We start from the raw sequence: 13,950 nt of genomic DNA on the forward strand, positions 1-13,950 counted from the left end.
GTGTCCGTCCGGCCCGGTCCCCCTGCTCCCATTGTGCGACCGGGCGCGGTCCGGGGGACCGCGGTCTCAGCAGGTGGCCGCTGACGGGTGGGCCAGGGCGTGGGCGGTGAGGGAGCGGGAGTAGCGGCGCAGCAGCAGGACGGCCGTGGTGGCGAGGCCGGTGAGCAGGCCGAGCCAGATGCCGAGGGTGTCCAGGTCCAGTGCGTACGCGAGGATCCACGACGCCGGCAGTCCTACGGCCCAGTAGCCGACGAGGGTGATGCGGAACCCGCTCCTGGTGTCGTCGAGGCCCCGCAGCAGCCCCACGCCGATGTTCTGCGCACAGTCGAAGAACTGCAGGAACGCGGTGACGACGAGGAGCTGCGCGGCGATGGCCGGAGCCTGGCCGGTACCGGAACCGGAGTCCAGGAAGGGCGCCAGGACCAGCCGGGGAACCGTCAGGTAGACCAGTCCGACGACGGCCATGACGGCGGCGGCGCAGGCCAGCGCCGTGTTCTTGATGCGCCGGGCGTCGTCGTGGTGGCCGAGGGCGAGCTCGCGGCTGACGGTGAGGGAAGCCGCGTGGGAGAGCCCGACGGCGACCTGGAAGACGATGTAGACGAGCTGGTTGACGGCGGTGTGCGCGGCCAGGGCGTCGGGTCCGAAGGAGCCGGCCATGAGCGCGGTGAGCGAGAAGAACCCGGCCTCGGAGCCGTAGGTGGCGGCGATGGGGACGCCGAGGCCGACCAGCTGCCTGACGGTGGCCGGGTCGGCCTTGGTGAGGTCCAGGGTCAGGAGCGGTGCCAGCCGCTCGTCCCGCTTCGCCGAGACGAGGAGGGCGAGGAAGGACAGCAGGTACACGGTCGAGGTGGCGACGCCGATACCGGTGAGGCCGAGCCCGGGCAGGCCGAACGTACCGTGGATCAGGACCCAGTCGAGGCCCGCGTTGACCGCGACCGAGGCGATGGTGATCCGCAGCAGGGCCTGCGGGCGGCGCATGCCGACGGTGAACTGGCGTACGGCCTGGAACCACAGGCAGGGCAGCAGCCCGGGGGCGAGGGCGAGGAGCATCGCCCGGGCGGGACCGACGACGTCCGCGTCCTGGCCCAGCGGGCCGAGGGCCCGGCCGATGAGGACCATGAGGACGGCGCCGATGACGCCGGCGAGCGTGGCGACGGCCAGGCTCGCCCGGACGATGCCCCGCACCTCGTCGTCCGCGGACTTTCCCCCCGCGACGTCGTCGCCCCCTCCGGCCGCCCGTTCGGCCCGCGCGGCCGCGGCGGCTATTCGGTTGCCGACGGAGGTGACGAGGCCGACGCCCATGGTGCGCAGCTGGTTGAAGATGACGATGGCCAGACCGCCGGCCGCGAGCTCCCGGGTGCCCAGGAGCCCCATCATCACGGTGTCGGTCGTGGTCAGCGCGACCTGGGCGAGCTGGGTGAGGATCAGGGGCACGGCGAGGGTGCCGAGGGCGCGGCCGTCGCGGAGGAGAGTGGTGGGCATGGTCTACCGGTTCCCGCGGAGTTTGGTGAGCAGTTCTTCGATCTCCCGTTCGACCTCGGGGTCGAGGAGGCCGCGGGCCCGCATCCAGTCGTCGTCGAAGACGGTGTCCATGTACTTCTCGCCGCCGTCGTTGACGAGGGCGACCACGGTCGTGCCCGGGGGCAGGGAGGGCAGCCGGGTGAGGGCCTCGTGGACGACGCCTCCGGCGGAGCCGCCGATGAGGAGCCCGGTACGGGCGACGGCGCGGCAGGTCGCGAAGGCCTCGACGTCGCCGACCTTGACCCCCTCGTCGATGAGGTCGAAGTCGACGAGGGCGCCTATCCCGGCTCCCTCGGGGGTGCCGGTACCGGACTGGTGGTAGTCGTGGGCCGGGCCGCCGAAGGCGATGGAGCCCTTGGGTTCGACGCCGATGACGGTGAAGCCGGACATCAGCCTCCCCAGCTCCCGGCCCGTGCCGCAGAGGGCGCCGCCGGTGCCGACCGCGCCGATGAGCACGTCGATCCGGCCGCCGAGGGCCTCGTGCAGTTCGTGGGCCACGGCGAAGTAACCGACGCCGTTGGCGGGGTTGTTGTGCTGCTCGGTGAAGACCGTGTCGTCCCGCCCGCGGGCCATGTCCTCGGCGAGTTCCTCGCGGGCCGCGGTGGCGAGTTCCCCGCTGCCGTCGTCCACGACGTAGACGAGCTCGGTGCCCAGCGCCTTCATGCCCCGCAGTTTGTCGGGGCAGGCGTGGTGGTCGACGACGGCGGTGAAGGCGTAGCCGCGTTCCGCGGCGATGACCGCCAGACCCAGGCCGGTGTTGCCCGAGGTCGATTCGACGATCCGGCCGCCCGGCCGGAGTTCGCCCGCCGCCTCGGCGGCGTCGACCATGGCGCGGGCCATGCGGATCTTGGCCGTGCCGGTCGGGTTGAACATCTCCAGCTTCAACAGCAGACGGCTGCCGGTGGCGGTCCGGGCCAGTTCCAGCAGGGGGGTGTACCCGACGAGTTCGGATACGCGGGATACCAGGGCGGGGCGCTCAAGGGCTCCGGGCATCGGGGACTCCAGAGGGTCGGGGCGGGGACGTCAGGTGAAGTGGCGGTCCAGGCGCCAGCGCGGGCGCGCCCGGCCGGTCCGGTCGACGACGACCTTCGGGGGGAGGGCCAGGTCGTGGAAGGAGGACTCGTTGGAGTCCATCTGGTAGCCGGCCGTGTTGGGGTAGACGAGGAGGTCACCGGTGCGGGGGAGGGCCGGGAAGGGGATCTTGCGCCAGGTGAGCAGGTCCGACTCCAGGCAGGTGGCCGCACCGACGCTCGCCGGGAACGTCCCCCGCTCGGCCCCGGGGTCCCGGGACAGGAGGACGGGATCGGGCAGGTACTCGCTGTTGAACCACTGTTCGGACAGGCTCAGACTGGTGCCGTCCACGGTCAGGATCCGGTAGCCGGCGCGTTCCTTGACGCCCTGGACGCGGAAGACCGTGGCTCCGGCCTGGTGGAGCAGGGACCGTCCGGGTTCCAGGAGCAGCAGTACGCCGGAGTCGCGGAGGAGCCGGGACAGCGGATGCCCGTGGCTCTCGGGGCGGGTGGCCAGGAGCGCGGCCAGGGCCTCGGGGCCGGCGACGGGGGAGTGGTAGGGGTAGAAGTCGCCGGTGTGGAAGGTCCTTCCGGCGTGGTAGTGGCCGCTGTGCTGCCCGTGGAGGAAGCCCCGCCAGCTCTCGGCGTCGGTGTAACTGACGGGCAGACCGCCGCCGATGCTGATCCGGCTCGCCTCCAGACCCCGTACCCGCGCCGTGAGGCACAGGCCGACCAGCCGGGCCGCGAGGTCGGCCCGGGGCTGGAGGGCGTAGCCGGAGAGGTGGAAGGCGAACCCCTCCATGCGCAGGGCGTCCCCGGCCCGCACGCACCGGTCCAGTGCCGTGGCCAGTTCCGGCTCGGAGAGCCCGAAGCGGCTGTGGGGCCGGTCGGGCGGCAGGCAGCGCAGCAGGATCCGGGCCGGACGGATCCGCCCGGCGAGCCCCCCGCCGACGAGCGCGACGAGCGCGTCGAGTTCGTCCAGGGCGTCGACGGCGATCAGCGCTCCGTGCCGGACGGCCAGGTGCAGCAGAGCCGGATCCTTCGCGGGCCCGGTGACGACGAGGTGCTCGCCCCGTGTGCCGTGCCCCAGGGCCTCGCGCAGCTCGCCCACGGAGGCCACGTCCACGCCGGCCCCGCCGGCCGCGGCGCGTTCGACGAAGGCGGCGGCCTTGTTGGCCTTCTTCGCGAAGTACACGAACCCCTCGACCCCGGCCGAGGCCAGGGCCTCCCGCATGCCCCGCAGGTTGGTGTCGAAGGCCTCGGGCAGCAGGAAGTGGAACGGGCCGCCGAAGGCGTGGGCGAGTTCGGGCAGCAGTCCGCTCGCCAGTACCCGCTCGGTGGCTTCGTCGGGCAGGACCGGCACGGTGGGCAGGGCGGCACGGGCCGCGGCGGGACCGGCGGCGGTGGCCGCGGTGGGACCGGTCCCCGGGGCGGAGCCGGTCCCCGCGGCCGAACCGCCCGGCGTCGTCGTGCCGTTCACGCCCACAGTGCGACCTCCGTGCCCAGGCCCTGGGCGAGGGCGAGCTGGGCGAAGCGGTGTCCGAGGGCGATGTCGGTGACGACGAGACCGCTGTTGTAGGCGAAGATCCGCTCGTCGGCGCCGGTCCGGCCCTTGCTCCGCCCGGCGAGAACGGCCGGGAACTCGCAGTCCACCGCCGGGAGTCCGCCATCGGCGTCGGCCATGTCCGTGCCGGTGACGTGCATCTGCGCCTCGCTCGTGGCGATCAGCCGGTCGGCCTCGTGCAGGGTGGACGGCGCCAGCCCGTGGCCGACGAGGACCGCCAGCGCGCCGGCCCGCAGCCAGTCCGCCTCCACCGCGGCCGGGGTGTGGCCGCCCGCCGTGGCGACGATGACGTCGGCGTCGGCGGCGGCCGCCCGCAGGTCGGTGACCAGCTCCACGTCCCGGTCGGGGAAGTGGGCGCGCAGCCGTTCGCGGACGGCGGCGATGCCCGCGGGGTGCGTACCCGACAGCATCAGCCGGTCCAGGTCCGGGAGGGTGGTCAGCAGGAACGGCAGGGCCAGCCGGCCCTGGGTGCCGGTGCCGATGACCAGGGCGGTGCGGGCCGCCGGGGCGGCGAGTTCGCGGGCCAGCAGCGCCGAGACGGCGGGCGTGCGCAGGGAGCCGACGCGGGAGCAGTCCATCATCGCGACGGGCAGGCCGGTGACGTCGTCGTAGAGCGTCAGCGCGGTGTAGTAGTGCTGCTCCTCGCGGCCCCTGTCGAGGCCGTGCTTGTAGGACGTCTTGACGGCGACGACGTCGCGGGAGCCGTCGCGGCCGAGCATCGCGTAGGAGACGGAGTGCCCGTCGCGCGGTGTGACCGTGAGCTTGCGGGGGTTGTCGGACAGGCCGGCGTCGAGGGTGCGGTAGGCGCCCTCCACCGTCTCCACCACGTCGGCCAGGGATATGTCGATCCCGGCGAGGTCGGTGGTGGACAGGACGCGCAGGTGCCGGTCGTCCGCCGGGGCCGGGGCCGGGGCGGGGGCGGGAGCGGGAGCGGCTGCGGAAGCGGAAGCGGTGCCGGCCGTGGTGTCGGTCATGGGTCGGTCCTCCGGGTGCGGGGCGGGTGGTCAGCTCGCGTGCGCTTCGAGGGCGCTCTGGCCGTAGCCGTGCTCGCCGGCTTCGGCGTCGGGGCGGGTGCGGCGGCCGGGGACGCGTACCGAGGCGCGCTTGAGCCAGCGGTCGGTGCCGTCGTAGCGGGCCCGGAAGGGGACACGGCCGTGCACGACGAGGTCGTTGTCGACGACCAGGACCTCGCCGGGGCTCAGGCTGACGGCGATCGAGACCCGGGCCAGTTCGTCCGCGAGCCGGCCGTACGCGGACCGGTACGCCCCGTCGGCCTCCTCCAGCGGGGTGTACGCCGGGTCGAAGCGCAGGGTCATGCCGTCCTCGGTGGCGAAGAGGGCGGGGACGGGGGGCGGCGCCTGGCCCGCGTAGCCCTGTGCCTCGGCGTAGGCGTCGTCGGGCAGGATCGGCACCACCGGTCGGGTGAGGACATCCACGTCGGCGTCGGCGAGCCGGGTGCGGCGGATGCTCGCCGCGGTGGTGGCGACGCGGTCGTGGTTGCGCATGCAGCCGAGCATCAGCAGGTGGGCGCGGCCGGGGTGGAAGGCGTCCTCGGTGTGCGGGCTGAGCAGGACCGAGCTGCCGGCGCCGGTCTGCGCGCTCTCGTGGCCGGGCGAGGGAACGATGTTGTGGACGAAGCGGCCGTCCTGCTGGCCCTCCCAGGCGATGGGGTTGCCCATCACGGTGGCGAGCAGGAGGAGGGCGAGGTCGTACACGGCGCCGCTGTCACCGGCGCTCGCCCATCCCGCGGGAGTGGGGCCGATGGCCGCGTCGTCGACGTCGAGGCCGCGCAGGACGAACAGGCCGTCGGCGGTGTCGACGGGACGGCACTGGCGGCGCAGGTCCTCGCCGAGGCCGCCGGCCACGTCGCGGACGCGGGCCAGGAGCCGGGGGCTCGTGGCGGAGGTGCCGAATTCGGCGAGGAGTTCCTCCGCGGCCCGGCGGAGGTCGGCCACGGTGTGGGCATCGAGCTGGCGGACGGGGGCGGCTGCCGTGCTCATGGCGAGGAGATCCGTTTCTTCGGATGGCAGGGGGAGCCCGGTTCTCTGGGCGCGCTCTCTCCCGAGGGACGGCAGGGGGCGGCAACTGGCAGTACCGGTAGGGGAGTTGGAGCCCGTTCGCGAACCTGCAGAACCGGGAACGCTTCGAACGCTAGCACCGAAGTGAGGTAAGGCAAACCTTACTTGCTGGTCACTCGGGATCGATATTCGGACATGAGTCCCATCGCGTTCGGCAACTTGCGAGAGGGGTTGTTCTTAGGGTAGGCAAACCTAAGCATTCACTCCGTTGCTCTGGTGGAACGAGGACGTACGTGGACATGAACAGGCGTCAAGTGCTGTGGGCCGGAGGGGCGATGGGCGCGGCGGCCCTGCTCGCCGCCTGCTCCTCGGAAGACGGCGGCACCACGGACGGCGAGCCCGGCGGGGACACCGGTCCCAAGAGCGGCGGCACGCTCCGTATCGGCGCGCTCGGTCGCGCCGGAGCCATCACCCGCGACCCCCACGGCACCCAGGCCAACGAGAGCGACTACCTCGTCATCGCCCTCGTCTTCGACACCCTCGCCGTGCCGGGAGCGAAGACCAACACGGTGCCCCGCCTGGCCGCCTCCTGGGAGCACTCCGCCGACCTGAAGACCTGGCGCTTCAGGCTCGCCGGGGGCGCCGCCTTCCACGACGGCACCCCGGTCACCGCGGACGACGTCGTCTGGTCGCTGCGCCGGCTGCGCGCCACCCCCTCCGGTGCGGCCCGCCTGCCCGGGGTCAAGGGGCCCGAGAGCATCACGGCCGACGGCGCGGACACGGTCGTCGTCGTCTCCGACCACGCCAACGCCGACTTCCCGCTGATGACGCGCCTCACCACCTTCGTGATGAAGAAGGACACCCCGGACGGCGCCCTCGACAAGGCCCCCGGCACCGGCCCGTTCAGGCTCGACTGGTACCGGGGCGGCAACGCCCGCCTGGTCCGCAACGACAAGTGGTACGGCGGTACCGTGCACCTCGACGCCATCGAGGTCACCATGTTCGAGACCCCGCAGGCCATGGCCAACGCCCTGCTGGCCGGCCAGATCGACGTGGCCTCCAACGCCGGCGCCGTCGCCGCCCGCACCGCCGCGACCCGCAAGGACATCCGGGTCCTGCGTCGCCCCGACGACATGGCGATGCCGATCGTCATGCGCGCCGCCGCCGGCAGCCCCTTCGCCGACCCGCGCGTACGCGAGGCGATGCGCCTGGTCGTCGACCGCGGCGCCATGGTCAAGCAGGTCCTCTCCGGCTACGGCACGGTCGCCAACGACATCATGGGCACCGGCGACCCCGCCTACGCCAAGGACGTCCCGCAGCGCGGACGGGACCTGGACCGGACGAGGAGGCTCCTCGCCGAGGCGGACTTCGACCTGTCGAGGACCTACTTCCTCGTCACCACCGAGGACATCGCCGGACTCGCCGAGTCCGCGACCCTCTTCGCCAACCAGGCCCGCGAGGCCGGCATCAAGGTCGAGGTCGTCAAGCAGGAGTCCGGAGCCTTCTGGAACAAGACCTGGAAGACCGGCGACTTCTACACGACCTACTGGGGCACCAACGACTCCGTCGCCTTCTTCGCCTCCAAGACCATGGTCTCCGAGGCCGGGCAGAACGAGACCGGCTGGAACGACCCCGCCTTCGACGCCGCCTACCGCAAGGCGAGCGCCACCGCCGACGAGAAGGAGCGGGCCGCCGTCCTCAAGGAGCTCCAGCGCATCGAGCACGAGCGCTCCGGCTACCTCCTGTGGGGCATGGCCGACGGCATCGACCTCGCCGCCACCAAGGTCAAGGGCCTGCCCACGCTGCCCGGTTACGGCCGCGTCCAGTTGGAGAACGCGTGGCTGGCCTGAGCCGCACGGCCCCGGAGCCCGCGGCGGCCTCCCCCGGAACCCCGGGGGAGGCCGGTGCGGCGCGCCGCGCCCGCCCCCTGCTGCGCCTCGCGGCCGCGGTGGCGCGCCGGGCCCTCATGCTGGTCCTCCTGCTGGCCCTGGTGTTCGCCGCGGTCGAGCTGCTGCCCGGCGACGCGGCGAGCGCGAGCTCCGAGCGCGGGGACAGCGCCGCGGACGTCGAGGCGCGCCGGCACCTGCTCGGCCTCGACCGCCCGGTCTGGGAACGCTTCGCCGACTGGATGACCGCCCTGCCCACCGGGGACCTCGGCACCAGCGCGCGCGGGCAGAAGGTCACCGACCTCCTCGCCGACCCGCTCCCCAACACCCTCCTGCTCGGCGGCACGGCCTTCCTCCTCACCGTCCTCGCCTCGCTCGCCCTGGGCTGCTGGGCCGCCTGCCGACCCGGCCGGCTCACCGACAGGATCGTCTCGCACGCCGCCACCGCCGCCTTCGCGGTGCCCGAGTTCGTCGTCTCCGTCGGGCTGCTCCTCGTCCTCGCCCTGTGGAGCGGCTGGCTGCCCGCCGTCACCCTCACCGGCGCCGACGGCGCGCCCGGCTCCTGGACCATGCTGGTCATGCCGGTCCTGGCGCTGGTGATCCCGCAGGCCGGCTGGAACACCCGGATCGTCCGCGGGGCCCTCGCCGACCAGGCCCGCACCCCGCACGTGGAGGCGGCCCACCTCGACGGGCTGCCCGTGCGCCGGGTCGTCCTGCGCCACGCGCTGCCCGGCGCCGTCCCCGCGATCGCCACCGGCATCGCCACCTCCACCGGCATGCTGCTCGGCGGCGCCGTCGTGGTGGAGACCCTCTTCAACTACCCGGGCGTCGGCAGCGTCCTGGCCTCGGCGGTCGGCGGCCGCGACACCCCGCTCATCGCGGGCGTCGTCGCCTGCGCGGGCGCCGCCATCAGCCTCGTCCTGCTGGCCGCCGACCTGCTGCGGGACCGCATCCTGGGAGCCCGCCCGTGAGCGCAGCCGCCGGCAACCCGGCCGGCGGCGCCGGGTCCCGCGGCCGGGCCGCGCGCCGGATCGTCCCCGGCCTGCTCCTGGTGCTGCTGGCCCTCACCGGGCCGTGGCTCGCCGCGCACCCCCTGGACACCCCGGTCACCGCCCCCTACGCGGCCGCCGGGGACGGAGCCGTACTGGGCGGCGACCAGCTCGGGCGCGACGTACTGAGCCGGCTGCTCCACGGCGGCGCCGCCCTGATCGGCGGCGCCCTCCTCATCGCCGTCGTCGTCACCCTGCTCGCCACCGTGCTCGGCTGCTTCGCGGTCCTGCACCCCACGCTCGGCCGCGCCGTGGAACGCGCCGCCGACGTCCTCATCCTGCTCCCGCCGGTCCTCGGCATCATGCTCATCGCCCTCGCCTGGCCGGGCGGCGGCCGGTGGGCCGTCATCGCGGCCGCCGTGGTCCTCGGCACCCCGTACGCCGTGCGCCTCGTCGCCTCCGCCGCGGCGCCCCTGGCCCGCGCCGGCTACGTGGAGGCCGCCACCGCCCGGGGGGAGCGGCTGTCCTACATCGCCCTGCGCGAGCTGCTGCCCAACCTGCGCTCCACCGTGCTCGCCCTGTTCGGCCTGCGGTTCGTCGAGGCCGTGTACGTCATCTCGATGGCCGGATTCCTCCAGATCGGCCCGCAGCCCCCCGCCGCGGACTGGGCCCTGATGGTCCGTGAGAACGCACCCGGCGTCCTGCTCAATCCCTGGGCCGTGCTCGCCCCCAGCCTGGCCATCGCCGTCCTCGCCATCAGCTTCAACCTCGCCTCCGCCTCGCTCTCTTCCCGTCCTCCCCGTCGTCCCCGTCCTTCCCGCTCCTTCCGCAAGGCGGTCACCACCCCGTGAGCGACCTCGACCAGAGCCCTGACGCGTCCGGCGCCGCCGCCCCCGCCGCCGTGGTCCGCGGCCTGGAGATCGGCGTCCCGGGCGGGCCGGTCCTGCTGCGGCCGGTCTCCCTGACCGTGCCCGCGGGCCGGATCACCGCCCTGACCGGCCCCTCCGGGTCCGGGAAGACCACCTTGCTGCGCGCGCTGACCGGCCACCTCCCCGAGGGCGCCTTCGTCACCGCCGGAACCCTGGAGGTCCTGGGGACCGAGCCCGGCTCCCTCGGCGCCGAGGAACTGCGCCTGCTGCGCCGTACCCGGATCGCCTACGTCGGCCAGGACCCCGGCTCCGCCCTCAACCCCCGCATGCGGATCCGCCGGATCGTCGCGGAGACCGCCGTCGACCCGGGCCGGGCGGCCGTCCTCGCCCTGCTGCGCGAATGCCGGCTCCCGGTCGACGACGGCCTGCCCGAGCGCCGGCCCACCGCGGTCTCCGGCGGCCAGCAGCGGCGCGTGGCCCTGGCCAGGGCGCTGGCCCGCGAGCCCGAGCTGCTGCTGCTGGACGAGCCCACGGCCGGGCTGGACCCCGCCCTGCGCGACGAGATCGGCGTGCTGCTGCGGCAACTGGCCGCCGCCCGCGGGCTGACCGTGGTGATGGCCTGCCACGACCCCGAGCTGGTCGGAGCCTGCGCCGACCGGGTGGTCCGGCTCCCGGGTCCACCGCAGCCGCAGCCGCAGCCGGACACGGGCTCCCGGCCGCGGTCCCCGCTCGTACGAGCCACCGTGACGCCCCCGCGGGCCGCTCCGGCCGCCGCTCCGGTGCCCGCCGGGCCCGCGGGCGGGCTCCGCGCCCGCGGGGTCGGCGTGGCCTTCGCGCACCGGGCCGGGCGCCACCGGGCCCTGGACGCGGTGGACTTCGACGCGGAACCCGGCACGGCCACGGCCGTCGTCGGCCCCTCCGGCTCCGGCAAGACCACCCTGCTGCGCGTACTGGCCGGGCTCCGCGCCCCCGACTCCGGCACGCTCACCCTGGACGGTGTCCCGCTCGCCGCCACGGCCCGCCGGCGTGCCCGGGAGCAGCGCCGCAGGGTGCAGCTGGTCCCGCAGAACCCACTGGACGCGCTGAACCCGGCCCGCACGGTGGGCTCCGCCCTGGCGCGGCCCCTGCGGCTGCACGGGGGCCTGCGGGGTCCCCGTAGCGCCGCGGAGGTCGCCCGGCTCCTCGAACAGGTGGAGCTGCCGGCCGAGTTCGCGGGCCGCTACCCGGCCGAGCTGTCCGGTGGGCAGCGCCAGCGGGTCTCCCTCGCCCGCGCCCTCGCCACCGCGCCGGACGTGCTGCTGTGCGACGAGATCACCTCGGCCCTGGATCCGGACACCTCCGTCGCGGTCATGGAGCTGCTGCGCCGCCTGCGGGCCGAACGGCGGATGACGGTGGTGCTGGTCAGCCACGAGCCGGACCTGGTCGCGGCCTACACGCTGACCGCACACCTGCTGGAGGCGGGCAGGCTGTCCGCGTCCGGTCCCACGGAGGCGGTTCTGGCCGGGCTGTGAGGGGTGGCGCGTGGTCACCCCGGGCCAGGGGCTCGGCGGAGACCGCCATCGCCCTCGGCGGCATCCCGGCGGACTGGGCGCGAACCCCGGCCGCACCAAGACGGCCGTCGTCCCGCTGTGCTCGTGCTGTCCGCCGGAGCGGTCGCCGTCGCGGGCCCGATCGCGTTCATCGCGCTGGCGGCGCCCCAGGTGGCCAAGCGGGTCACCAGCTGCCCGCACCTGGTGATGTCCACCCCGCTCGGGTCGCCGCTGCCGGTCCTGGCCGGCTCGCCGCCCAGCAGCTGCCGCCCGTCGAGGCCCCGCCGGGCCCCGCCGCCCGAGCCGGCCGGCCGATCCACGCGTTGCGCGGCGGCGGGCCGCGGGGGAGGGTCGGTGAGGGTTCCCTCGCAGGAAGGCCGGACCATGCCCATCGCCACCGTCAACCCCACCACCGGCACCACGCTGCTGACCTTCGACGAGCTCGACGCCGACGGCATCGAGCTCGCCCTGGCCGAGGCCGCACGGACCGCCGCCTCCTACCGCCGCACCACCTTCGCCGAACGCTCCGCGCTGCTCATCCGCGCCGCCGACCTCCTGGAGGCCGAGGCGGAGGACATCGCCCGCACCATGACCATCGAGATGGGCAAGCCCCTCGCGGCGGCCCGCGCCGAGGCCCTGAAGTGCGTGAAGGCGATGCGCTGGTACGCCGACCGCGCCGAGTCCCTCCTCGCCGACGAGCGGCCCGCCGACGGTGACGTGGCCGACGCGGGAGCCGCGGCCGTCCGGGTGAGCTACCGGCCGATCGGCGTCGTCCTCGCCGTGATGCCGTGGAACTTCCCGCTCTGGCAGGTCGTGCGCTTCGCCGCGCCCGCCCTGATGGCCGGCAACGTCGGTCTGCTCAAACACTCCTCGAACGTCCCCCAGACGGCCCTGTACCTCGGGGACCTCTTCGAACGGGCGGGCTTCCCGCGCGGCTGCTTCCAGACCCTGCTCATCGGCTCGGCCGCGGTCGAGGCGGTCCTGCGAGACCCGCGGGTGGCCGCCGCCACGCTCACCGGCAGCGAACCGGCCGGCCGCGCGGTCGCCTCCGTCGCCGGGGACGAGGTGAAGAAGACCGTCCTGGAACTCGGCGGCAGCGACCCGTACATCGTGATGCCCTCGGCCGACGTGGCCCGCGCGGCCCGCACCGCCGTGACCGCGCGGGTGCAGAACAACGGCCAGTCCTGCATCGCCGCCAAGCGGTTCATCGTCCACACCGACGTCTACGACGAGTTCGCCGGGCTCTTCACGGCCGGCATGGCCGCCCTGACCGTCGGCGACCCCATGCTCGCGTCCACCGACGTCGGCCCGCTGGCCACCGAGGCCGGGCGCGCGGACGTGGAGGAGCTCGTCGAGGACGCCGTCCGGCAGGGGGCCACGGTGCTGTGCGGCGGCGGACGCCCGCCCGGTCTGCCGGACGGCTGGTTCTACGAGCCCACGGTCCTGGCCGACGTCACCCCGGCCATGCGGATCGACCTGGAGGAGACCTTCGGACCCGTGGCCACCCTCTACCGGGTGGGCAGCCTGGACGAGGCGGTGGAGCGGGCCAACCACACGCCCTTCGGCCTGAGTTCCAACGTCTGGACCCGGGACGAGGCCGAGCTCGAACGCTTCGCCCGGGACCTGGAGGCCGGCGGTGTCTTCGTCAACGGCATGACCGCCTCCCACCCGGCGCTGCCCTTCGGCGGGGTCAAGCGCTCCGGGTACGGGCGGGAGCTGTCCGGGCACGGCATCCGGGAGTTCTGCAACATCACCACCGTGTGGCGGGCAGCGGATCCGCGGTGAGCGGGCGGTCGGCGCCGCCCGGCCGCGCGTCCGCCGGTTCCATCAGGCCGACGACGTGGTCGGTGACCAGGTCGAGGAGGTCGGCCGTGGCCCTGGCGTCCCCGAGCACGAGGGCGTTCAGGGTCATTCCGTCGGTCATGGCGGCCAGGTAGCGGGCCAGCACGGTGACCGGCACGCGTGGTTCGAGCCGCATGTCGCGGCCCAGCTGCCCGAGGAGCTCCGCGTACGTATCGCAGTACAGCTCGTACTGGCGGCGCGCCAGGTGCTCGAACCCGGGCCGGCGCAGGGCGTACTGGGTGAGCTCGTAGGTCAGCATGTGCTCGCCGGGCCGGTCGCAGACGTGGTCCCAGTACGCCTGGAAGCCGGCCCGGACCGTCTCGCGCAGGGTGGGCTTCGGGCGGATCGCCTCCCGCACCACCGTGATGTAGTGGGCGGTGATCGCCTCGATGACGGATTCGAGGAGGGCCTGCTTGGACGTGAAGCAGTAGTGGAAGACGCTCAGGGACACCCCCGCCTCGGCGGCGATGGAGCGGGTCGTGGTCCGGGCGACGCCGTCGCGGGTCATCGCGCGGATCGCCGCTTCGGTCAGCTGGCGGCGCCGCTCGGCCGAGGGCATCCGGGCCATGTGGTTCCTTTCGGTGCGGGTACGCGTGCGGGTTCGGCTACGGCTACCGATGCGGGGCGGGGAACGCGGCGGGGGGGGGGGGGGGGGGGGGGGGGGGGGGGGGGGGGGCGGGGGGGGGGGGGGGTGGGGGGAGGGGGGGGGAGGGGGCGGGATC

Annotated in this window: 11 protein-coding genes; 5 read left to right on the forward strand and 6 right to left on the reverse strand. The window is 74.5% G+C overall.

Annotated features, from left to right (window positions below; all coding sequences use genetic code 11):
* Positions 1-66: 66 nt before the first annotated feature.
* The 5 genes from ACZ5D2_RS38160 to ACZ5D2_RS38180 form a co-directional block, all read right to left on the reverse strand.
* The gene (locus tag ACZ5D2_RS38160) at positions 67-1,482 is read right to left on the reverse strand and encodes an MATE family efflux transporter (protein ID WP_468936001.1); all 1,416 of its coding nucleotides are present in this window, start codon (positions 1,480-1,482) and stop codon (positions 67-69) included.
* A gap of 3 nt (positions 1,483-1,485) precedes the next feature.
* Positions 1,486-2,514 (reverse strand): cysteine synthase family protein, encoded by a 1,029-nt coding sequence (locus tag ACZ5D2_RS38165; protein ID WP_371679874.1) that lies wholly within the window; start codon positions 2,512-2,514, stop codon positions 1,486-1,488.
* 30 nt (positions 2,515-2,544) lie between these two features.
* Entirely contained in the window at positions 2,545-3,903 is a 1,359-nt protein-coding gene (locus ACZ5D2_RS38170; protein WP_468936020.1) for a type III PLP-dependent enzyme domain-containing protein, read from the reverse strand.
* A 104-nt stretch (positions 3,904-4,007) separates the two neighbouring features.
* Positions 4,008-5,069, reverse strand: coding sequence for an ornithine cyclodeaminase family protein (locus tag ACZ5D2_RS38175; RefSeq protein ID WP_468936005.1), 1,062 nt, complete (start codon positions 5,067-5,069; stop codon positions 4,008-4,010).
* A gap of 30 nt (positions 5,070-5,099) precedes the next feature.
* Positions 5,100-6,095, reverse strand: coding sequence for a TauD/TfdA family dioxygenase (locus ACZ5D2_RS38180; protein ID WP_468936008.1), 996 nt, complete (start codon positions 6,093-6,095; stop codon positions 5,100-5,102).
* A 317-nt stretch (positions 6,096-6,412) separates the two neighbouring features.
* Between ACZ5D2_RS38180 and ACZ5D2_RS38185 the strand changes: the two genes are divergently transcribed.
* The 5 genes from ACZ5D2_RS38185 to ACZ5D2_RS38205 all read left to right on the forward strand — a co-directional run bounded on the left by ACZ5D2_RS38185 (position 6,413) and on the right by ACZ5D2_RS38205 (position 13,171).
* Positions 6,413-7,963: an ABC transporter substrate-binding protein gene (locus ACZ5D2_RS38185; RefSeq protein WP_468936011.1), complete on the forward strand. Its 1,551-nt coding sequence runs from the start codon at positions 6,413-6,415 to the stop codon at positions 7,961-7,963.
* 116 nt (positions 7,964-8,079) lie between these two features.
* Positions 8,080-8,970 (forward strand): ABC transporter permease, encoded by an 891-nt coding sequence (locus ACZ5D2_RS38190; protein WP_371681357.1) that lies wholly within the window; start codon positions 8,080-8,082, stop codon positions 8,968-8,970.
* Positions 8,967-9,839 carry an ABC transporter permease gene (locus ACZ5D2_RS38195; protein WP_371679878.1) on the forward strand — a complete coding sequence of 291 codons (873 nt, stop codon included), beginning with the start codon at positions 8,967-8,969 and terminating at the stop codon, positions 9,837-9,839. The genes ACZ5D2_RS38190 and ACZ5D2_RS38195 overlap by 4 nt, the downstream gene beginning before the upstream one ends.
* A complete protein-coding gene (locus tag ACZ5D2_RS38200; RefSeq protein ID WP_468936015.1) occupies positions 9,836-11,368 on the forward strand; it encodes an ABC transporter ATP-binding protein in 1,533 nt (510 codons plus the stop codon). The genes ACZ5D2_RS38195 and ACZ5D2_RS38200 overlap by 4 nt, the downstream gene beginning before the upstream one ends.
* 402 nt (positions 11,369-11,770) lie before the next feature.
* On the forward strand, positions 11,771-13,171 hold the full coding sequence (locus tag ACZ5D2_RS38205; RefSeq protein ID WP_371681358.1) for an NADP-dependent succinic semialdehyde dehydrogenase: 1,401 nt from the start codon (positions 11,771-11,773) through the stop codon (positions 13,169-13,171).
* Here the strand turns inward: ACZ5D2_RS38205 and ACZ5D2_RS38210 are convergent.
* On the reverse strand, positions 13,137-13,796 hold the full coding sequence (locus tag ACZ5D2_RS38210; RefSeq protein ID WP_371679880.1) for a TetR/AcrR family transcriptional regulator: 660 nt from the start codon (positions 13,794-13,796) through the stop codon (positions 13,137-13,139). The genes ACZ5D2_RS38205 and ACZ5D2_RS38210 overlap by 35 nt on opposite strands.
* Between the last annotated feature and the right edge of the window lie 154 nt (positions 13,797-13,950).

This window comes from Streptomyces sp. NPDC031479, assembly GCF_055581065.1.